Source organism: Gallalistipes aquisgranensis (assembly GCF_014982715.1).
Lineage (GTDB): Bacteria > Bacteroidota > Bacteroidia > Bacteroidales > Rikenellaceae > Gallalistipes > Gallalistipes aquisgranensis.
In genome coordinates this window covers 439,880-460,919 of sequence record NZ_JADCJY010000002.1, presented here as the reverse complement: position 1 = coordinate 460,919, position 21,040 = coordinate 439,880, and the positions used below count along the sequence as shown (strand labels likewise).

Annotated in this window: 22 protein-coding genes and 1 tRNA gene; 19 read left to right on the top strand and 4 right to left on the bottom strand. The window is 60.5% G+C overall.

The window, feature by feature from the left end; genetic code table 11:
• Positions 1-110 precede the first annotated feature (110 nt).
• From INF32_RS11205 to INF32_RS11195, 3 genes are all read left to right on the top strand, one after another.
• Positions 111-2,267: an elongation factor G gene (locus tag INF32_RS11205; protein ID WP_226388492.1), complete on the top strand. Its 2,157-nt coding sequence runs from the start codon at positions 111-113 to the stop codon at positions 2,265-2,267.
• A gap of 171 nt (positions 2,268-2,438) precedes the next feature.
• Positions 2,439-2,831, top strand: a complete 393-nt coding sequence (locus tag INF32_RS11200) for a hypothetical protein (RefSeq protein WP_226388491.1) — start codon at positions 2,439-2,441, stop codon at positions 2,829-2,831.
• 108 nt (positions 2,832-2,939) lie between these two features.
• On the top strand, positions 2,940-3,479 hold the full coding sequence (locus INF32_RS11195) for a hypothetical protein (RefSeq protein WP_226388490.1): 540 nt from the start codon (positions 2,940-2,942) through the stop codon (positions 3,477-3,479).
• A 245-nt stretch (positions 3,480-3,724) separates the two neighbouring features.
• Here INF32_RS11195 and upp read toward each other — a convergent pair whose 3' ends face one another.
• From upp to INF32_RS11180, 3 genes are all read right to left on the bottom strand, one after another.
• On the bottom strand, positions 3,725-4,378 hold the full coding sequence (gene upp / locus INF32_RS11190) for a uracil phosphoribosyltransferase (protein WP_226388489.1): 654 nt from the start codon (positions 4,376-4,378) through the stop codon (positions 3,725-3,727).
• Between the two features lie 56 nt (positions 4,379-4,434).
• Positions 4,435-5,634, bottom strand: coding sequence for a GTPase HflX (hflX, locus tag INF32_RS11185; RefSeq protein WP_226388488.1), 1,200 nt, complete (start codon positions 5,632-5,634; stop codon positions 4,435-4,437).
• Between the two features lie 208 nt (positions 5,635-5,842).
• Positions 5,843-6,523 carry an energy transducer TonB gene (locus INF32_RS11180; RefSeq protein WP_226388487.1) on the bottom strand — a complete coding sequence of 227 codons (681 nt, stop codon included), beginning with the start codon at positions 6,521-6,523 and terminating at the stop codon, positions 5,843-5,845.
• Between the two features lie 196 nt (positions 6,524-6,719).
• Here INF32_RS11180 and INF32_RS11175 point away from each other — a divergent pair.
• The 3 genes from INF32_RS11175 (at position 6,720) to INF32_RS11165 (ending at position 8,447) form a co-directional block, all read left to right on the top strand.
• Positions 6,720-6,793, top strand: a tRNA-Ala gene (locus INF32_RS11175).
• A gap of 122 nt (positions 6,794-6,915) precedes the next feature.
• A complete protein-coding gene (gene rlmN, locus INF32_RS11170; protein WP_226388486.1) occupies positions 6,916-8,016 on the top strand; it encodes a 23S rRNA (adenine(2503)-C(2))-methyltransferase RlmN in 1,101 nt (366 codons plus the stop codon).
• Positions 8,013-8,447: a thioredoxin family protein gene (locus INF32_RS11165; protein WP_226388485.1), complete on the top strand. Its 435-nt coding sequence runs from the start codon at positions 8,013-8,015 to the stop codon at positions 8,445-8,447. The genes rlmN and INF32_RS11165 overlap by 4 nt, the downstream gene beginning before the upstream one ends.
• A gap of 195 nt (positions 8,448-8,642) precedes the next feature.
• Here INF32_RS11165 and INF32_RS11160 read toward each other — a convergent pair whose 3' ends face one another.
• Complete coding sequence (locus tag INF32_RS11160) at positions 8,643-8,909, bottom strand: hypothetical protein (RefSeq protein ID WP_226388484.1); 267 nt, start codon at positions 8,907-8,909, stop codon at positions 8,643-8,645.
• Between the two features lie 346 nt (positions 8,910-9,255).
• Between INF32_RS11160 and INF32_RS11155 the strand changes: the two genes are divergently transcribed.
• The 13 genes from INF32_RS11155 to folE all read left to right on the top strand — a co-directional run bounded on the left by INF32_RS11155 (position 9,256) and on the right by folE (position 20,974).
• Positions 9,256-10,761: an oligosaccharide flippase family protein gene (locus INF32_RS11155; protein ID WP_226388483.1), complete on the top strand. Its 1,506-nt coding sequence runs from the start codon at positions 9,256-9,258 to the stop codon at positions 10,759-10,761.
• Positions 10,758-11,189 (top strand): dUTP diphosphatase, encoded by a 432-nt coding sequence (dut, locus tag INF32_RS11150; protein WP_226388482.1) that lies wholly within the window; start codon positions 10,758-10,760, stop codon positions 11,187-11,189. The genes INF32_RS11155 and dut overlap by 4 nt, the downstream gene beginning before the upstream one ends.
• Positions 11,190-11,195: 6 nt before the next feature.
• Positions 11,196-11,399 carry a hypothetical protein gene (locus INF32_RS11145; RefSeq protein ID WP_226388481.1) on the top strand — a complete coding sequence of 68 codons (204 nt, stop codon included), beginning with the start codon at positions 11,196-11,198 and terminating at the stop codon, positions 11,397-11,399.
• 4 nt (positions 11,400-11,403) lie between these two features.
• A complete protein-coding gene (locus INF32_RS11140; protein WP_226388480.1) occupies positions 11,404-12,549 on the top strand; it encodes a DNA polymerase III subunit in 1,146 nt (381 codons plus the stop codon).
• A complete protein-coding gene (gene folK / locus INF32_RS11135; protein WP_226388479.1) occupies positions 12,546-13,118 on the top strand; it encodes a 2-amino-4-hydroxy-6-hydroxymethyldihydropteridine diphosphokinase in 573 nt (190 codons plus the stop codon). The genes INF32_RS11140 and folK overlap by 4 nt, the downstream gene beginning before the upstream one ends.
• A complete protein-coding gene (locus INF32_RS11130) occupies positions 13,115-13,714 on the top strand; it encodes a hypothetical protein (protein ID WP_226388478.1) in 600 nt (199 codons plus the stop codon). The genes folK and INF32_RS11130 overlap by 4 nt, the downstream gene beginning before the upstream one ends.
• Positions 13,715-13,750: 36 nt before the next feature.
• Entirely contained in the window at positions 13,751-15,742 is a 1,992-nt protein-coding gene (locus INF32_RS11125; protein WP_226388477.1) for an Ig-like domain-containing protein, read from the top strand.
• A gap of 10 nt (positions 15,743-15,752) precedes the next feature.
• Complete coding sequence (locus tag INF32_RS11120) at positions 15,753-16,733, top strand: porin family protein (RefSeq protein WP_226388476.1); 981 nt, start codon at positions 15,753-15,755, stop codon at positions 16,731-16,733.
• The gene (rbfA, locus tag INF32_RS11115; RefSeq protein WP_226388475.1) at positions 16,678-17,019 is read left to right on the top strand and encodes a 30S ribosome-binding factor RbfA; all 342 of its coding nucleotides are present in this window, start codon (positions 16,678-16,680) and stop codon (positions 17,017-17,019) included. The genes INF32_RS11120 and rbfA overlap by 56 nt, the downstream gene beginning before the upstream one ends.
• Positions 17,020-17,034: 15 nt before the next feature.
• Positions 17,035-18,258 (top strand): ABC transporter permease, encoded by a 1,224-nt coding sequence (locus INF32_RS11110; protein WP_226388474.1) that lies wholly within the window; start codon positions 17,035-17,037, stop codon positions 18,256-18,258.
• Positions 18,255-19,127 (top strand): DUF4296 domain-containing protein, encoded by an 873-nt coding sequence (locus INF32_RS11105; protein ID WP_226388473.1) that lies wholly within the window; start codon positions 18,255-18,257, stop codon positions 19,125-19,127. The genes INF32_RS11110 and INF32_RS11105 overlap by 4 nt, the downstream gene beginning before the upstream one ends.
• Complete coding sequence (locus INF32_RS11100) at positions 19,036-20,271, top strand: amidohydrolase family protein (protein ID WP_226388472.1); 1,236 nt, start codon at positions 19,036-19,038, stop codon at positions 20,269-20,271. Before INF32_RS11105 ends, INF32_RS11100 begins: the two co-directional genes overlap by 92 nt.
• Positions 20,272-20,368: 97 nt before the next feature.
• Positions 20,369-20,974 carry a GTP cyclohydrolase I FolE gene (folE, locus tag INF32_RS11095; RefSeq protein WP_226388651.1) on the top strand — a complete coding sequence of 202 codons (606 nt, stop codon included), beginning with the start codon at positions 20,369-20,371 and terminating at the stop codon, positions 20,972-20,974.
• Positions 20,975-21,040 lie beyond the last annotated feature (66 nt).

Sequence of the window (21,040 nt, the reverse complement as noted above, 5' to 3'; positions counted from 1 at the left end):
TGACCGTAAAAGTAATTCAAAAACGACAATTATCGGGAATGATTATGAATTTTCCATTATATTTTCTATATTTAGGAACCTAATTCTAAAACTTTAAAACCATATCGGCGATGAAGACATACCAGACCAACGAGATCAAGAACATCGTGCTGATCGGAGCGCCGGGCTCCGGAAAAACTACCCTTGCCGAAGCCATGGCCTTCGAGGGTAAGGTCATAGACCGCAGGGGTAGTATCGAGACGGACAACACCCTCTCCGACAACACCGAGTTGGAACATCTCTACAAGCGTTCGATCTATCCGACGATCCTCTTCACGGAGTTCATGGGACGCAAGCTCAACATCATCGACACCCCGGGATCGGACGACTTCTGCGGAGGACTCTTTTCCGCCTTCAAGGTGGCCGACGTGGGTGTGATGGTCTTCAACGCACAGAACGGATTCGAGGTGGGCTCCGAGATACAGGCCCGTTACGCCCGTGCACAGGAGAAACCGATCATCGCGCTGGTCAATCAGCTCGACGCCGAAAAGGCCAGCTGGGAGGCGACTATGGAGTCGATCGAATCCTCGTCGCATGTCAAGCCGGTGATCGTGCAGTATCCGGTCAACCCGGGCCCCGGCTTCGACACTTTCATCGACGTGCTGATGATGAAAATGTACAAGTTCAAGGACGATACGGGCATCCGCGAGGAGATGGAAATCCCCGAATCGGAGATGGAACGGGCCAAAGAGCTCAACAACACGCTGGTCGAGGCGGCCGCCGAAAACGACGAGGGGCTGATGGAACTCTACTTCGAAAAGGGCAGCCTCACGCAGGACGAAATGCGCTCGGGATTGAAAATCGGTCTGGCCAAACGCGATCTGATGCCCGTGTTCTGCGCTTCGGGCAAGAAGGACATCGGCACCAAGCGCCTGATGGAGTTCATCATCAACGTAGCCCCCGGCCCGCTCAAGGCTCCCAATTTCCGCACCGTGGAGGGAGAAGAGGTGGCTGCCGACGTCGAGGGTCCGACCGCCCTGTTCGTCTTCAAGAGCGCCATCGAGCCCCATCTGGGTGAAATCAGTTATTTCCGCCTGATCCGGGGCCGGCTCACCGAAGGCATGGAGCTGCTGAACACCCGCACGGGCAGCCGCGAAAAGATCTCCCAGCTGTTCGCCGTAGCCGGGAAGAACCGCATCAAGGTGAGCGAAATGATGGCGGGCGATATCGGCTGCACCGTAAAACTGAAAGGCACCCGCACGAACGACACGCTCTGCGCCCCGTCGGCTCCCGTCACGATCGCCCCGATCGTCTTCCCGGAACCCCGTTACCGGGCCGCCGTCCGCTCCACGAAAACGGGCGAGGACGAGAAGTTGGGCGATGCGCTGAACAAGGCCCGCTACGAGGACCCGACCATCCTGGTGGACTACTCCAAAGAACTCAAGCAGACCATCATACAGGGCCAGGGAGAACACCACCTGAACATTCTGAAAACCACGCTGGCCAACCAGTACAAACTCGACGTGGAGTTCTTCGCCCCGAAGATCCCTTACCGCGAGACCATCACCAAGGTGGCCGCCGCCGACTACCGTCACAAGAAGCAGTCGGGAGGCGCCGGGCAGTTCGGTGAGGTGCATCTGGTGATCGAACCCTACTACGAAGGCATGCCCGAACCTTCGAAATACAAGGTGGAGGGCCGGGAGCTGGTGGTCAACGTCAAGAACAAGGAGGAATACCAGCTCGAATGGGGCGGCACGCTCCAGTTTTACAGCGCCATCGTGGGCGGCGCGATCGACGCCCGCTTCCTGCCCGCCATCCTCAAGGGCGTGATGGAGAAGATGGACGAAGGCCCGTTGACCGGCTCCTATGCCCGCGATATCCGCGTGGTGGTCTACGACGGCAAGATGCATCCCGTGGACTCGAACGAAATTTCCTTCAAGCTGGCCGGCCGGAACGCCTTCAAGGAGGCCTTCAAAAAGGCGGGTCCGAAGATCATGGAACCCATTTACAGCGTCGAAGTGCTCGTCCCTTCGGACAAGATGGGCGACGTGATGAGCGACCTGCAGAACCGCCGCGCCATGATCGAGGGCATGACTTCCGACAAGGGATTCGACCGCCTTACGGCCCGCGTCCCGCTGGCGGAAATGTACCGTTATTCCACCACTCTCAGTTCGCTGACCAACGGACGGGCCACCTACACCATGAAGTTCACCTCCTATGAGCAGGTTCCCGCCGACGTGCAGGAGAAGCTCCTCAAAGCCTATTCCGACACGGACAAGGACGAATAATATCCGCGAACGGAAGCCGACGGTTCGGCTTCCGGTTCCTTCGAAAAGACCGTTCCGCATGTTCGGAGCGGTCTTTTTTTCGGAAAATCCGGTCCGGACACATGAAATTTTCACCGCAAAAAACCTTTCATTCGATAAAATAGTTTATATTTGTCCGAAAGAGAGAATCGTATGCGCACTTTCGCGGCCTATTTTTCGGGACTACTGTTCGCCCTGCTGTGGATCATGGCAGGATACGGGTTTTCCCCGGCCGTCTCTCCGGAACAAACACCCCGGACGGAAAAAACCGAAAGCGTTCGCACGCAGGACGGGCTGACGTTCAACGACCTGCAGGACAACATCCGGTTTTTCGAACATCCGGAACGGGCACGCATCAGCGTTCCCGAACGGAGCGAGACGCCGGTCCGTCCCTACGCTCCTGCCGGGGGAACCGGACTCTGCACTCCGGACACCGGTACCGACGTGCACGTACGGTATCACTGCAAGCGACTCTCCCGCCCCTCTGTCCGTTCCGGACATGCCGTGGACTACCACGTCTTCGCACTGAGGAAAATACTCATTTAACCTTTCGCTTTTCACCACAGGCCGCCCCCGGGCGTCCGCCGGAAACCGCACCCGGAACGGGAGAGGCGGAGCCGTATCTGTTTCCAAACACGAAAAAGCGAAAAAAACATGAATCCCGAATATCAATCCATCGACGAAACCATCTATTCGATCGACCCCGACAATATCGTCTGCAAAAAGAAAAGCCCCCTGATGGCGCTCCTGTTCCTTTTTATTGGAGCGGATTTCTTCGCGGTGAACTATCTGGTTCCCGGCATCTACAACAGCCCCAACCTCTCCTCGGCCGTGCTGATGGCCGGTGCGGTTTTCGGCCTGATAGGAATCGTCAAACTACTGATGAATCTCTACGGAAAATCCGCTGTCCCCGTCTACAAACCCTCCGGCGAACGCCTCAAACGATACGAACTCTTTTTCGACGCGGCTTACCGCGACACCGTCAACAAATACGTACAGGCGGGCGATTTCGACGCCCTGGTCGGCCTGCCGCACAGCGAAAGTTCGGCGATCCTCGTCGTGATCTACAAGACCTCCACCGGAGACATCCTCCTGGCGCAGGTGTTCGAATACGTACCCTACCACCACGAACCGGTCACCGATACGCTCGTATTCGACAAATCCCGTTACAGGCTTTCGGGCGATATCGCCTGAAAACATACTGCATAAGGGCTCATCCGGCAGGACATTATTTTCATCATATTCCATAAAATAAACATACCATATCACTTTAAAATGCGATACAATAAAACGACAAGTCTGTGCCGATTATATATTCTCCCCGATAGGTTTTCACGCCCTGCCGGATGAACCCGAACACTCGGTCAGGTTAGCATCCGATAAAAAGAAGCCCCCGGCGTTTCCGCCGGGGGCTTCCCCATTCTATACGAATCCGCATCTCAGAGTTTGTCGCCGTAGGCCAGGTCACCGGCATCGCCGATTCCCGGCACGATGTAGGACTTCACCGTAAGCTCCTGATCGACCGAGGCGCTCCAGATGGTCATCTTCTCCTGCGAAACATGTTTCTTGACGTACTCGATCCCCTCTTCGCTGGCGATGATCGAAGCCACGTGCGTGTGGCGCGGAACGCCGCCCTTTTCGAGCAGGGCATTATAGGTCAGCACGAGCGAAGTCCCCGTGGCGAGCATCGGATCGACCAGCAGCAGGATCTTGTCGGTCAGGTCGCAGCAGGAAATATACTCCACCTTCACGTTGAAGGTTCCGTCCTTGCTGTACTTGCGATAGGCCGAAACGAAAGCGTTCTGCGCCCCGTCGAAGTAGTTCAGGAACCCCTGGTGATAGGGCAGTCCCGCCCGCAGGATGGTGGCGATCACGACCTGATCGTCCGGCAGGGCCACTTCGGCCTCCCCGAGGGGGGTCTCCACCGAAACGGTACTGTACCGCAGCGTCTTGCTGATCTCGTAGGCCATCACCTCCCCCACGCGCTCCAGGTTGCGCCGGAAACGCATGCTGTCGGTCTGGACGTTCACGTCGCGCAATTCGGCGACGAACTTGTTGAGAATCGTGTTTTGCTGATCGAGGATATGCAACATCTTTTATCTGTTTAAGTACAGTAAAGTTATGAATTTAGACCGAACCGCCAAACGAATCAGTACAAAAAGTTGTTGAAAGGAAACCTTCCCGCATGTATCTCACGAACCATACCATAGAGATCGCGCCGCAGCTTGTCGATTCCGATCTTCTCCCGGGCAGAAATGAAGATGCAGGGGGTGTTCGCCTTGGCGATCCAACTGTTCTTGAGTTCGTCCAGCGTACGGTTTTCGCGCGTGGCAGGCGTCAGGTCATCCTCGTCCTTCGGCACGCAGGTATAGGCATCCACCTTGTTGAAGATCAGGAAGACGGGTTTCTCCCCGGCACCGATCTCCTGCAGGGTCTGCTTGACCACCTCCAGCTGCTCCTCGAAATTGGGATGCGAAATGTCCACCACATGCAGCAGCAGATCGGCCTCCCTCACCTCGTCGAGCGTGGACTTGAACGACTCCACCAGCTGGTGGGGCAGTTTTCGGATGAACCCCACCGTATCCGAAAGCAGGAAGGGCAGGTTGTCGAGCACCACCTTGCGCACGGTCGTGTCGAGCGTGGCGAAGAGTTTGTTCTCGGCGAATACCTCGCTCTTGCTGATCAGATTCATCAGGGTCGATTTCCCCACGTTGGTGTAGCCCACCAGCGAAACCCTCACCAGCGAACCGCGGTTGCCGCGCTGCACGGCCATCTGCCGGTCGATCTTCCGAAGATCCTCCTTGAGTTTGGCGATGCGGTTGCGCACGATCCGGCGGTCGGTCTCGATCTCGCGCTCACCGGCCCCCCCCCGGGTCCCCGTACCGCCCCGCTGCCGCTCGAGGTGCGTCCACATGCCGGCCAGCCGGGGCAGCAGGTATTCGTACCGCGCCAGCTCGACCTGCGTCTTGGCATAGGCCGTGGTCGCCCGGCTCACGAAAATATCGAGAATCAGGCTCGTACGGTCCAGTATCCGCCGGCCGAGCTCTTTCTCCAGGTTGCGTGTCTGGGAAGGCGAGAGCTCGTCGTCGAAAATCACCACGTCGATCTCCTGCTCCTGCACATATGCCACGATCTCCTCCAGTTTGCCCGGCCCCACGAAAGTCCGGTTGTTGGGCATCGGCAGTTTCTGCACGAAACGGGCCTTCGTCTCTATATCGGCCGTCTCGGCCAGAAACTCCAGTTCGTCGAGGTACTCCGTCACCTGACGCTCGTCCTGTCTGTCACGGGCCACGGCCACCAGTACGGCCCGTTCCCGCTCGTATTCCCTGTTTATCGTATCTTCTTTCAAATCGCTAAAATATAAATTCAACTTGTTCTGTTTCCGGCCGCCGCTTCCCTGCGGAGCGCACGAACCGGCAGAAAGGAAACGGGAACCCGGCCCGACGCTCCCGTTTTCCTGCGGCCAAAAAAGAGGGTACCCGTCGATACGGACACCCTCTTGTGGTTAGATTTCCGACACCGGACACGGAACCGTTCCGGTCTTTCCCGAAACGGGATCAGTTCTGGATCTTGAACTGAACCGGAAGCGTGTATTTCACACGCACCGGCGTACTCCGCTGTTTTCCGGGCGTCCACTTCGGAGACATCTGCAGCACGCGGATGGCCTCCTCGGAGAGCGAACGGTCGGGGCTCTGAAGCACCGTGATGTTGGTGAGCGAACCGTCCTTCTCAATCACGAACGAAAGGGTCACGTTACCGGAAATTCCGTTTTCGGCGGCGATGGTCGGGTATTTGATACGCTCCATCACCCACGCACGGAACTTGGTCAGGTCGCCGCCCATGAACGAAGGCATCTCCTCGGCCACGATGAAGGGCTCGTCGGACTCGGCCACCTCTTCCGTAACACCTACCTGCTGAACCACGATCGCATCCTCCGAGAAGTCATTGAAGTCGAACTCGGTCGTGATCTTCACGTCGTTCTTCACCACGTTGATGATGTCGGAAACGACCGCGATGGTCTGTTTGACGGGCTGAGGCGGCTTCTGATCCTGGCGGGTGATCTCCACGATCTCCTCCTCTACCGCAACGGTACCCATGTCCATCACCTGGACAACTTTCTCGGTCTGGCTGTAAGCGAACGCACCGATCATCAGCGCGAGCGAAACGATCAGACCTATCTCCAGAAACAGACCCCGTTTATTCTGCAGATCGGCTTTGGGCGATTTTTTGATTTCCATGACTGTATGCTTAATTTTTGATTAAAACAAAAGTAAGTACGGCATTTCTTTTTACAAAGATAGGAAAAAACATTTAATCGCACTGCATTCCTCCCGAAAAAATTCGGGCAAAAAGGAAGAAAATCGTCCTTCGTGCAGAAATTTCCTGCAAAATTCGTGCGGTTTTATCAAAAAGTATTATATTTGCGCTCTCAACGGGGGATTAGCTCAGCTGGCTAGAGCGCTTGCATGGCATGCAAGAGGTCACGAGTTCGAATCTCGTATTCTCCACGAAAGGGGCTGTTTTCGGTGACGGAACGGCCCCTTTTTCGGTTTTCACGACAATTCGACGGAGAAACGCCCGTTATGTATTATCCCGGGTCACGGAGACGGACCCGCACACACGAAACCGCATGACACAGGAACACCTTTTCGGAATGACGCTCGACCGGCTCCGGGAAACCGCCTCGGAACTCGGGATGCCCCGCTTCGCGGCGGGCCAGATCGCTTCGTGGCTCTACCGGAAGGGCGCGACGGAGATCGGACAGATGACCGACCTCTCGCTGCGGAACCGCACCCTGCTCGAAGAACGTTACCAGATCGGGCTCACGCCTCCTTCGGCGGTCTCCGTCTCGCAGGACGGCACGAAAAAATACCTTTTCCCGACCGGCGGGGGACACAGCGTCGAATCGGCCTACATCCCCGACCGGGACCGGGCCACGCTGTGCGTCTCCTCGCAGGCAGGCTGCAAGATGGGCTGCGCTTTCTGCGCCACGGGCCGGCAGGGATTCCAGCAGCACCTCCCGGCCGGGGAGATCCTCAACCAGATCGCCTCCCTGCCCGAGCGGGACAGCCTGACCAACGTGGTCTACATGGGCATGGGGGAGCCGCTCGACAACCTCGGCAACGTGCTGGATTCGCTGGAGATACTCACCGCCCCCTGGGGATACGGATGGAGTCCCACCCGCATCACCCTCTCCACGGTGGGGGTGACACCCGCCCTAAAAACTTTTCTCGACCGGACGAAAGTCCACCTGGCCGTCAGCCTGCACAATCCCTTTCCCGACCAGCGGGCCGCCATCATGCCCCTGCAACGCGTCTATCCCGTGGCGGAGACGATCGCCCTGCTGAAACGGTACGACTGGAGCGGGCAGCGGCGCGTCAGTTTCGAATACATCGTTCTGCGGGGAATAAACGACACTCCGGCCCACATCCGGGAACTGTGCCGCCTGCTGGACGGACTCCGGTGCCGGATCAACCTGATCCGTTTCCACGCCATCCCGGGCTCGCCCTTCGTCAGTCCGGGTCCCGAAGAGATGATCCGCTTCCGGGACGAACTCACCCGGCGGGGCATCACCACCACCATCCGCGCCTCGCGGGGCGAAGACATCCAGGCCGCCTGCGGCCTCCTCTCCACCCGCAGCCGGCAGACCGCCGCCCGCCGCGGGGCACCCGGCCTCGGCACAACAGTTGCTGAACACGATACGGAAAACCATAAAAACGAACGAGTATGAAAAAGATCATGTTACTGACCGCCCTCCTGGCGTTCATCGGAAGCGTCGCCCTGGCACAGAACGACCAGGGGATCAAATTCGAAAAGGGCACCTTCGCCGAAATACTGGCCAAGGCCAAAGCTCAGAAGAAACTGGTGTTCATGGACGTCTACGCCTCGTGGTGCGGTCCCTGCAAACGGATGGCCGCCGAGGTCTTCACCCAGAAAAAGGTGGGCGACTATTTCAACGCCACTTTCGTCAACGCCAAATTCGACGCCGAAGTGGGCGAAGGCCGCACGATCGCGGCGCGTTACGGCGTGAACGCCTACCCGACCTTCCTGCTGCTGAACGGCGACGGGAAGCTGGTCGGCAAAATGGTGGGCGGCAGTCCGGCCGACGAGTTCATCCGCCAGGTGAAGGAACTCAAGGCCAAGGCCGACGCCCAGAAATAACCCCTCCGGCCGTCGCGGCAGACACGCAAAGAATACGCCCCGTACATGGAATGTCGTGCACGGGGCGTATCTTTATTTATTTTCCCGCACGGGACGAAACCTTCACGTCCCGCCGCACCATCCTCCGGCAGGCTTCACGGACACGCCCGCCCGCAGCAGGATTCCGCCCGCCGGATACGGAATCCGCGGCCCCGCTCAATCCTCCCGCACACCCTCCGGACGGAGTTCCAGCCGGCGCACGGCCTCCTCGAGCCAAGCCAACCGGCAGGCCATTCGCTCGTTCTCCTGTTCGAGCCTGGCGCTCTCCTCCATGTAGTGGAGCACCGTCTCCCGGTAGAAAGAGATCTGACGGTGGGCGCGCCGGAGCGCATCGACGAGCAGGGAGGGTTCGTCGAGAGCCTCCGGACCGACACCGAGGGAGGCCAGAAGGCCCAAAATCCGCTTTTCATCCGATTGTTTCATCCGTCCCGATTCATTCGTGGACGTCCCGGGCTCCGGTCGGGACAGTTCATAAACGAGAGAAGCGCGGAACCGTTGCAGCACCGTTCCCTCGCAGGCTCTGGAAAGGCCCTTCCCGAAACGGGTACAACGGCCCGCGCTCCATGGCTCGGACCTGCAAAACCCGTTCCGGGAAAAAACCGGCCGGGTTTTGCTTGTACCGCTTCGGGGGACAAATTTTCCAGATTTGCGAGGAAGCAGTCCGGCAACCGCCTCATACGACGTTTTGCCGGGGACAAATATAAGCAAAAAAAGCGCAAACCCTTCCCCGAATCGGATTAGAATCCTATCTTTGTGGAAAACTTTTCGCATGCTCAGGAAACTCGCAGGTCAGACCGCCGTCTACGGCATCAGCAGCATCGTGGCACGGCTGCTCAACTACCTGCTCACGCCCTACCTGACCCGGATCATGTCGCCGGCCGAGTACGGCGTGATTACCGACATGTACGCCCTGATCCCCTTCGCGCTGGTGGTGCTCACCTTCGGCATGGAGACGGGCTACTTCCGTTTCGCGGGCCGGGCCTCGTCGCCCGAAGAGAAAAAAAAGGTCTTCTCCACCACCTGGGCGGCCGTGAGCTATGCGGCTCTGGCCTTTCTGGCGCTGGCGCTCCTTTTCCTGAAACCGGTCGCCGCCGCCACGGGCTATGCCGCCCATCCCTCCTATATCTGGATGGTGGCCGCCATCATCGCGCTGGACGTCGTCACGGCCATCCCCTTCGCCCGCCTGCGGGAAGAGGGCCGGGCCGGACGCTTCGTGCTGGTGCGGGTAGCTTCGGTGGTCATCAACGTGGCGCTGTGCATCTTCTGTTACGCGGCCCTGCCCCGCCTCGCCGCTTCGGGCGGGCCCTTCGCCCCGCTCTGGAATCCGGACTTCGGGGCGGGATACGTCTTCGCGGCCAACCTCGCCGCCAGTTTCGCCACCCTGCTGCTGTTGCTCCCCTCGTGCCGGGGCTCCCTGCCGCGCATCGACCGGAAACTGCTGCGGACGATCCTCGTCTACTCGTTCCCCCTGCTGCTGAGCGGGATCGCCGGAACGGCCAACGAATTCATCGACCGGCAGATGATCAAATACCTCATGCCCCCGGACGAGGCGATGGGGGCGCTGGGCATCTACGGAGCCGTGGTGAAGATCGGGGTGGTGCTGATGCTCTTCACGCAGATGTACCGGCTGGCGGCCGAACCCTTCTTCCTCATGGGTTTCGACAAGAAGGACTTCGTGCGCACGAACGCCGAGGCGCTCAAATATTTCGTGATCGTCTCGGTGGCGATCTTCCTGGTCATCGCGCTCTTCGCCGACCTGTTCGCCCTGATCGTGGGCGCCGATTTCCGGCAGGGCATCTTCATCCTGCCCGTCGTGCTGCTGGCCAACATCCTGTCGGGCGTCGTGCTCAACCTCTCGTTCTGGTACAAGCAGGCCGACGCCACCCGTTACGCAATCTATGTCACGGGATTCGGACTGCTGCTCACCGTGGGGTTCAACCTCGCGCTGGTGCCGTGGCAGGGCTACGCCGGAGCCGCCTGGGCCCGTCTGCTCTGCAACGCGGGAATGGCAGGCATGAGCTATTACCTCAACCGCAAATACTACCCCACCCCCTACGACCTGCCGCGTATCGGGAGCTACTTCCTGCTCGGGGCCGCACTCTACGGAGCGGGACTCTGCACGGCGCATCTGCCCGTCCTGCCCCGTTACCTGCTCGACGCGGGCTTCGTGGCCCTGTTCACGCTCTATGCCGTGCGCCGGGAGAGGATCGACGTCGGAGGGCTCGTCCGCTCCGTACTGCACCGCAAACAGACAACCAACGATAAGAACCCATGAAAGTCAAAGTAATCAACCGCTCGGCCAACGAACTGCCCCGCTACGAGACCCCCTCTTCGGCGGGCATGGACGTACGTGCCGACCTCGCCGGGGCGATCGTCCTGAAGCCGCTGGAACGGACGCTGGTGCCCACGGGCCTCTACGTGGAGCTGCCCGAAGGGTACGAAATGCAGATCCGTCCCCGCAGCGGCCTGGCCATCAAACACGGTCTGACCCTGCTCAACACCCCCGGCACGATCGACGCCGACTACCGGGGCGAGATCAAGATCATCGTGGCCAACCTCTCCTCGGAACCCTACGAGCTGAAACCGGGCGAACGGATCGCACAAATGGTGGTCTCCCGCTTCACGCAGGTGGAGTGGGAACCGGTGCAGGAACTGTCGCAGACGGAACGCGGAGCGGGGGGATTCGGACACACGGGAAAATAACACGCCATGAAGATGAAAGCACAGACACACCGTACGATCTACGTCGCAATCGCCTGCGCCGCCGCGCTGGTGCTGGTATGGACGCTCTTCCTGAAAGGGGCCCCGGCCGGCAGCCGGGCCGTGATCGCCCTCGCCCAGGCGCTGGTGATCGCGGGCATGATCCTCAACATCCGCAACCTGAACCGGGCGGAACGCAACCGGAAACGTTAAGGCCATGCAGTTCCGGGACGTCATAGGCCACGCCGCCCTGAAGCGGATGCTCGTCCGCAGCGCGGACGAGGGACGGGTGAGCCATGCCCAGCTCTTCACGGGCGAAGCCGGATGCGGGGCGCTGCCGCTGGCGCTGGCCTACGCCCAGTACGTGAACTGCACCGACCGCCGGGACGGCGACTCCTGCGGGATGTGCCCCTCGTGCCGGAAGATGGCCGAACTGGTGCACCCCGACCTGAATTTCGTCTTTCCGGTCAACTCCCCAAAAGGGAAGGGCGGATCGGAAAAGCCGTTGAGCGACTATTTCATCGCTCCGTGGCGGGAACTGGTGCTGAAGACGGGCGGGTATTTCGACGAGCGGCGCTGGTACGAGGCGATCAACATCGACAACCAGCAGGGCATCATCACCCGGGCCGAAGCGGACGAGATCATCCGCAAGCTCTCGTTCAAGTCGTTCGAGGCCGAATACAAGGTGATGGTGATCTGGCTCCCCGAAAAAATGCGCACGGAGGCGGCCAACACGCTGCTCAAGATCCTCGAGGAGCCGTGGGAGAAGACCCTCTTCCTGATGGTCTCCGAATCGCCCGTACGGCTGCTCTCCACGATCGTCTCGCGCACGCAGGAGGTGGCCGTACCCCGCATCGGGCTGCCGGACCTGGAAAGTCACCTGATCCGGAAATACGGCATGGAGCCCGGACAGGCCTCCACGATCGCCCGGCTTTCGGGCGGCAACGTGCTGGAGGCGGCCCGGCTCGCCGAGGGAGGACGGGACGGAGCGAGCGAAGAGAATTTCGACCTCTTCGTCCAGCTCATGCGGCTCAGCTACAACGACCGCCACATGGAGCTGCTCGAATGGGCCGAAACGGTGGCCGCGCTGGGACGCGAGGAGCAGAAACGGTTCCTCCAGAACTCCGTCCGGCTGTTGCGCAACAGCTACATGCTCCATGCGGGCATGGGCGAAATCGCCTATCTTTGGGGCGACGAACTGGCCTTCTGCAGGAAATTCGCCCCCTTCATCGGCAACCACAACATCGAAGCGCTGGTACGCGAAATGGAACTGGCATCGGCCCAGATCGCCCAGAACGGCAATCCGAAGCTGATTTTCGCCCACTTCGCGCTGGTGGTGAGCAAACTGATCGTACGGCTATGAGGGCGGTGCTGCTGACGGGAGGCAATCTGGGCGACCGGGAAGAGAACCTGTGCAGGGCCCGGCGACTGATCGCGGAACGGGCGGGCCGGATCGAAGCGCTCTCGTCGGTCGTAGAGACCGGAGCCTGGGGATTTTCGGCTCCGGAACGCTTTTTGAACCAGGCGGTGGTGATAGATACCCCGCTCGAAGCGGAAGAACTGCTCGAACGGACGCAGCAGATCGAACGGGAGCTGGGCCGGGAGCGGGAAAAAAGCGGCGGGGCGGAACAACTTTCCGGCGTGAACCCCGTTTCACGGAAAAGGGAGCGGTACGCTTCGCGGACGATGGACATAGACATTCTGTTCTACGGCGAACGGATCGAGGAGAGCCCGCGGCTGACCCTGCCGCATCCCCGGCTGCAGGAGCGGGAATTCGCGCTGGCCCCCCTGTGCCAGGTGATGCCGGAATACCGGCACCCGAAACTGGGGCGCACGATGCGGGAGCTGCGGGAAGAGCTGCACCGCCGGCTGCCGGAAGAGCCCTATGCCGAGGTGTATTCCGGCCGGAACGACAAAAACGACATGAAATGAAACAGACCAAAAGCCCGATCCCTGCGGCGGCACTGGCCCTCATGCTGGCCTTCGCACCGGGATGCAAGAAGGTGAACACCGAACTGGTTTTCCGGCTCACACCCTACGTACAGACGGAAGAGAAGGGTCCCGAGACCATCGCCGAAGGGGTTATCGCCTACGCTTTCGCGGCCGACACGGCCGACTGGGCCGTCGCCTCCTACGCAGATGCGGAGGCGGGCATCCTCACCGCCCGCAGGAGGGAAGGGGAACGGCAGGCCGACGTGAAAACGGAACAGAACGAAGAGGGGGTGCTGGAGATCGGCCCCCTGCGCAACGACCCGACGATCCTCGTGGTATGCGACGTACCCAACCGCATCTATGCCTGGCGGCAGGTGGAGATTCCCGCCAACCTGCCGCAGCTGATCGTCCGCATGCGGTTCCGGCCGTGGAGGACGGACAGCCTTTACAAGGAGGCCAACTGGTTCATGGTGAACGAGACGCCCCCTGCCCCGCCCGAAGAACCCGAACAACCCGGAGAGGGGGACGGGAGCGGCACGGAAGGGAATCCGCAGCCTTCTTCCGGCGGATTCCGGGCCCGGAACGACTTTCGGTAAATTTAGTTATCTTTGCGCAGACAATCGAAGACTTCCATGCGGATACGACCGTCCCACATACGCCACCATATCCTGAAGCTGGCCGTGCTCCTGTTTTTCGGCACGGGCCTCTTCGCCCGCTGCGCCAACATCATGTCGCCGCAGGGAGGACCGCGCGACACGCTTCCGCCGCAGGTGGTCGAGATGAAACCCGGATTCGGGGCGCTCGACTTCAAGGAGAAGCGCATCTACATCGAATTCAACGAATACCTCCAGCTCAAGGACCAGCAGAAGGAGTTCTACACTTCGCCCCAGATGGGCAAGAAACCGCTGGTCACCCTGCGGGGACGGGGCATCCAGATCGACCTGAAGGACTCCCTGCTGGCCAACACCACCTACGCCCTCAACTTCGGCAGCAGCGTGGCGGACAACAACGAGGGCAATCCCCTCAACGGATTCCGGTACGTCTTCTCGACGGGCAAAAGCATCGACTCGCTGGTGATGTCGGGCTACACGGTGGACGGTTACTCGCAGGACAGCGTGGCCAAGTCCTTCGTCTTCTTCTACGACACGACGATCGACTCGGTCGGCAGCCGCATGACCGCCGATTATGACTCCACCCTGCTCCGGCTGCCTCCGCAGGTGGTGGGACGGGCTGAAAGCAACGGAATATTCATCACCGAAAACCTCAAGCCGGTACCTTACCGCATCTATGCCTTCGAGGATTCGAACGGCAATCAGACCTACGACCCCGGCGTGGACAAGATCGGGTTCCTGGACACGGTGTGCAATCCGGCCACGATGCCCGCTTTCAGCGCATGGTTCGACACCACGCGCAAGTATCTGGTGGCCGACCCGCAGATCTACATGCGCCTGTTCATGGACGAGTCGTTCCGCCGGCAGTATCTGTCGGACCACTCACGCCCCCTGCAGCACAAGGCGATCCTCACCTTCGGCGCCAAATTCCCGAAGATCGAGAAACTCGTCTTCGAGGGGATCGACTCCACGCGGATCATCACGGAATACCTTTCGCGGAACAAGGATTCGATCGCCTTCTGGTTCAACGTCCCCTCCGAGGAGCTGCCCGACACGATCCGGGCCGAACTCATCTACCTGAAACACGACTCGGTGAACGTGCTCCGGCCCGACACCCAGCGGCTGAAACTCGGCTGGAAGTTCTTCGACACCCGCACCCGCAAGGAGAAAAAGGAGGAGGAGAAGGCCGAAAAACCGGTCAATCCCTTCAAATACAAGGTGGATGCGACCAACGAGGTCAACCCCGAAAAGGGAATCCCGTTCGAGTTCGACTATCCGCTGACGGCGATCGACAGCGGACTCGTCTCGCTGATCCGGACGGCGGAGAACGAGAAACGCTACCGGGTGAAGTTCGCCTTCGAACGGGATACGGCCAACCTGCGCCGCTGGATTCTGCAGGCGCAGTGGATGCCCGGACAGAAATACGAACTGCTGATCCCTTCGGGGGTATTCCACAATGTGGCCGGGGAGAGCAACGACTCGCTCAAATCCGAATTCTCGGTCGCCAGCCCCGAAAAGTTCGCCACGATCGTAGCCAACGTGAAGGGGAAAACGCCCGAAAGCGAATACGTACTGCAACTGCTCAGCGAGAGCGGATCGCTCCTGCAGGAGATCCGCCATGCCAGGGAGGGGAAGCACACGTTCCGCTACGTGGCGCCGGGCAAAGTGAAACTGCGGGTGCTGGAAGACCTGAACCGCAACGGGGAGTGGGACCGGGGCGACCTGATCCTGCGTCGCCAGCCCGAACGGGTGGAACTCTACCTACCCGAAGAGGGGGACGGGATCATCACGACCAAGGAGAACTGGGAGCTGGAATTCGACCTCGACATGAACCGGCTGTTCGCCCCCGTCACCACGGAGAGCATCGTAGACAAGCTCCGGCAGGCCGAGGCGGTCCGGATGCAGAAACGGCTCGAGCAGCTGGCCAAACGGCTGAACCAGCCCGCCCCCAAACCGCAGACCAACGCCAACCGCAACAACGCCGCATTCGAAGGAATGGGCGGCACACAATAGCACGCGCGCCATGACGATGAAAAAAGCGACGATCATAACGGTGACCCTGTTCCTGCTCCTCGGGGCGGGAGGCGTACGGGCCCAGCACTACGTGGGTATCCGGGCCGGTTACGGCAGCGGGTCGGTCCGCATCTTCCCCCCCACCGAGACGGGCATGATCTGGGGTCTCTACTCGGGCGGCGTGTCCTGGAAATATTACAGCCCGGTCAAGTACGTGGGTGCCGTGGAAGCCGATCTCGAATTCATGCAGCGGGGCTACAAGGAGCTGATGAAGGGAGGATTCCCCTACCTGCCGGACGACACGACGACGACCTACCACCGGACCGTCAATTCGCTGATGCTGCCCCTGATCTGGCAGCCGCACTTCTACTTTTTCAAGCGGACGATGCGGGTGTTCATCAACCTGGGCCTCACCTTCTCCTATAACATCGACTCGCGTTACGAGTGGCATTCGGAGTGGTCGGGGCTGCTCGAATCGAAACCCTACCGCATGGAACTCACGCGGGACAACCGCTGGGGGTACGGTCTTTGCGGGGGAGCGGGCATGGGCTTCCTGCTCGGGCGTCTCGAACTGATGTTCGAAGGACGTTACTATTTCGGTTATTCCGACATTCTGAAAAACCGGAACAAATACGAAGACAATCCGCTGCGGTCGCCGCTCGACAATATCAATATCTCTGTGGGACTCTACTGGCGGCTGGGCAAGGGTGGCATCCTTTCGGCTCCCAGCGACCGCGTGGCCGAGAAGCTGCGCCGCCGGGAGAAAAAGCAGATGGCCCGCGACGAAGAGGCGGCCCGGACGGACCGCACCGCACCGGATACCGGAAAAACCGCGGAGGGGAACTCCGGCGACCAAATACGATCACAAACCGGACCGGAAAACGGACAGGACGATCCTGCGACCGCGCCGGCCGACAACGAAAAAACGAACGACCATGGAGACGACGAGACAACAAAAGATAGCCCGGCAGATACAGAAAGACATCAGTGACATCCTGCTCAAGGAAGCGGCCGCACTGGTCAAGGGCGTCATGGTTTCGGTGACCGCCGTGCGCGTGAGTCCCGACCTGAGTTTCGCACGCATCTACCTGAGCATTTTCCCCTTCGACCGCAATGAGGCCGTGCTGGAGAGTTTCCGGAAGAACAACTGGATGATCCGCAAGGCGCTCGGCAGCCGGATGAGGAACCAGATCAAACAGGTCCCGGAGATCGACTTCCGGCTGGACGATTCGCTGGAGTACATCGACAACATCGACCACCTGCTCAGGGAGGAATAAAATCCGGACAAGACGATGAGATGGCTCTCCCGGCTCTTCGCCCGGCGCTACCTGCTGGCCCGCAAGTCCCACTCGGTGATCAACATCATCTCCGGGGTGAGCGCGTTCGCGGTGGGGGTTCCCGTGGCGGCGCTGGTGATCCTGCTCTCGGTGTTCAACGGATTCGGGGAGCTGGTGCGCTCGATGTACCGGACGTTCGACCCGGACATAGCGGTCACGGCCGCCGAAGGTAAGGTGTTCGACGCGGCGAGCCTCGACACGGCACGTCTGAGGGGACTGAAGGAGGTGGAGGCGCTGTCGGCCGTCCTGGAAGACAACGGCCTGCTGGAGTACCGGGGACGGCAGTATATCGGCACGGTGCGCGGGGTGGACTCGCTCTACCCGCAAGTGATCCCCGTGGAGAAGATGATCGTGGATGGGGAGTACGACCTGATGTTCGGCGATATGGAACAGGCGGTGGTGGGCCAGGGGCTCGCCTACAACCTGGGTGTCCGCCGGGCGCTGTACGACCCGATCCGGGTCTACGCCCCGCGTCGGGGAGCCTCGTTCAGTTCGCTGCTGCCGATGGAGAGTTACCGACAGGACCGGATCTTCCCGGCCGGGACCTTCGCGCTGGAAGCCGAAACCGACAACAAATACGTCATCGCACCTATCTCCTTCACCCGAAGGCTGTTCGACTATCCGGACAAACTCTCGGCCGTGATGATCCGGCTCACGCCCGGCACCGATCCCGACCGGGCCCGAGATGCGATCGCCCGGGCCGCGGGCGACGGATTCCGGGTGCTGACCCGCGAGCAGCAGAAGGCGTCGCTCTACCGGATCATGGTTTACGAAAAATGGGGCGTCTTCCTGATCGGGCTGCTGGTTCTGGTCATCGCTTCCTTCTCCGTGGTGGGTTCGGTGATCATGCTGGTAATCGAAAAACAGAAGGACATCCGCACGCTCGTCACCCTCGGGGCGGACATTCCCTTCCTGCGGAGCATCTTCGTCCGCGAGGGTATGCTCATCTCGCTGGTCGGGGCGGCGGGCGGACTGGTCGCGGGACTGGCGTTCTGCATCCTGCAGCAGCAGCTGGGATTCATCCGCATTCCGGCCGAAACGTTCCTGGTGGACGCCTATCCGGTGGTGATCCAGCCGGGCGACATTGCCGGTATCGCGGCGACGGTCCTTCTGGTCAACTATCTGATAACGAAATGCACGGCGGTCCGAATGATCCCGCGCTCAGCACTTACGTCATGAAAACCTCACGAGTCATCCTCTTCGCCGCCGCTTTGCTCCTGGCGGGCGGCTGCTCCCGGCCCAAGACCATCGCCGACGAAGACCTGCGGTCGATCTTCAAGGAGATATACCTCGCCAACGCCTTCTGCAACAACGGGCGCATCGACTGCGATTCGATGGACATCTACGAACCCATCTTCGAAAAATACGGCTACCGCCCCACGGACATGATCTACACGATCAACGACTTCTCCAAACGCAAAAGCTCCCGCCTGTCGGACATCATCAACGAGGCGATCGACCAGCTCGAAAAGGAGTACGAATGGTACCAGGACAAGGTGGCCGTGCTCGACACGATCGACCTGATCGCGGGCGAACGGTTCAAACGGACGGTGTACGAGGATTCGCTGATCGTGGCCCGGCGCATCGCCGACACGGGCAGGCTCCGCATCCTGATCCCCGTGGAAGAGGGCAGCTACAAGATCCGGTACAGCTACCTGATCGACTCCACGGACCGGAACGGCAGTCTGCGCACGAACCACCTGCTGCGCGACTCGGCGGGCCGGCAGGTCTCCTCGTCGGTCAACTGGATGAAGAAGAACAACCGCCAGAGCTACGAGACGAAGATATCCGCCACGCCCCGCGCCCGGGTGCTCGAAATCCGTTTCGGAAACTACGGCAAGGGACTCAAGGCCCCGTCGCTGAGGATCGACTCGCTGACCGTGACCTACTACCTGCCCGCAAAGGCGGCCCGCGATTCGCTCACCCGCGAACTGATGAACTACAAACTGCTGATCGATGGAAAAGAGTACCCGTACCTTTCGCAGGATAGCGGCACATTATCTCTACACGCCCCGTGGATTTCTCCGGGGCGGGATTCTCTCCGTTGACGCGGAGGGCCGCATCGCGGCGGTCGAAACAAGCGACCGGGTGGATTCGCTCCCGGGCGTGGAGTTTTACAGCGGCATCTTGATTCCGGGAACGGTCAACGCCCACTGTCATCTGGAGCTCTCCCACCTGCAAGGGGCCGTCCCTGCGGGATGCGGCCTCGCGGCATTCGCACGGGCCGTAGGGATGCTGCGCCGGTCCCGCACCCCGCAGGAGAGAGAGGAGGCGGCCCGGTACCGGATCGCCCGGATGCGGGCCGAGGGAACAGTCGCCGTGGGCGACACCTGCAACGGCACCGGAACTTTCCGGATCAAACGGGAGAGTCCGCTCTACTTCCACAACTTCCTGGAGCTGTTCGGACTGCGCACGACCTCGGCCGGCCCGCTGGAGCCGCTGGCGAAAACATGCAGGGCCTACGGCCTGCCTTTTTCGGTCACTCCCCACTCGACCTATTCGCTGAGTCGGGACGTTTTCTCCCGGACAGCGGACGACGGACGGAAAGACGAAGCGGACGGAACGTTCGTTCCGCACTCCTCCGGAGACACTCGGGGAAAGGGTGCGGAAATGTCCGGCCCGCTGTCGATCCACTTCATGGAGAGCGAAGAGGAACGGGCTCTTTACCGGGGCGAAGGAGCCCTGTGGGAATGGTACCGGGAGTGCGGACTGCCGGCCGACTTCACGGGCGAAGGCTCCCCGGCCGAACGCATCCTCCGCCTCGTGCCCCGCGACCGTAACCTGCTGCTCGTCCACGGCACGTTCGCCACCGAGGAGGAGATCGCCGCCCTGCAGGAGCACTTCGGGGAACGACTGACGTGGGTGCTCTGTCCCCGTTCGAACGCATACGTCACGGGCGGGTATCCGCCCGTGGAACTGCTTCGCCGCCACGGCGCACGGATCGCGTTGGGCACGGATTCGGCCGCCTCGAACGGAACGCTCTCGATGCTCGGGGAGATGCAGGCGCTGAAGGGAATCCCCTTGGAAGAGCTGCTCGGCTGGGCTACGGCAGGAGGCGCCCGGGCACTCGGGATCGACGACCGGTACGGATCGCTGGAGGCGGGCAAACGGCCGGGCGTGGCGCTGCTCGAAGGCGCCGATCTGCGGAACATGCGTCTGACCCCGGCGTCCTCGCTCCGGCGGCTGGTGTAACCCCGGCGGAAGGAAGGCCGGCCCGCCGAAAATCCCGCGGCTTTTTTCGCTATATCCGGGAAAATTGCTACTTTTGCCCCACAACAGCCGCAACGACATGGAAGAGAACTACTGCAAGGAGGAACATTTTTCGCCCGAAGCGATCGAGAGGCTTTCGCACCACTACCGGGAAATCCTCACTATCCTGGGGGAGGACCCCGGACGCGAGGGCCTGCTCAAGACCCCGGAGCGGGTAGCCAAGGCGATGGCATTCCTCACGCAGGGCTACCATGCCGACCCGAAAGAGATCCTGCTGTCGGCCAAATTCCGGGAGGAGTACAAGCAGATGGTAATCGTGAAGGACATCGAACTCTACTCCCTGTGCGAACACCACATGCTTCCCTTCTACGGAAAGGCCCACGTGGCCTATATCCCCAACGGATACATCACGGGGCTGTCGAAGATCGCGCGGGTGGTGGAGGCATTCGCCCGGCGGCTCCAGGTGCAGGAACGGCTGACGGTACAGATCCGCGACTGCATCCAGGAGGCGCTCAACCCGATGGGGGTGGCCGTGGTGATCGAAGCCAGTCACATGTGCATGCAGATGCGGGGGGTGCAGAAACAGAATTCGGCCACCACGACATCGGCCTTCACGGGCGTGTTCCTCTCGCAGATGCGCACGCGGGAGGAGTTCATCCACCTGATCGGCAGCCGGCTCAGATAGAACACAGGAACATCGCGGGTGACGGAACGGTCGCCCTTTTTTAATAGAACACACTAACTGCAAACA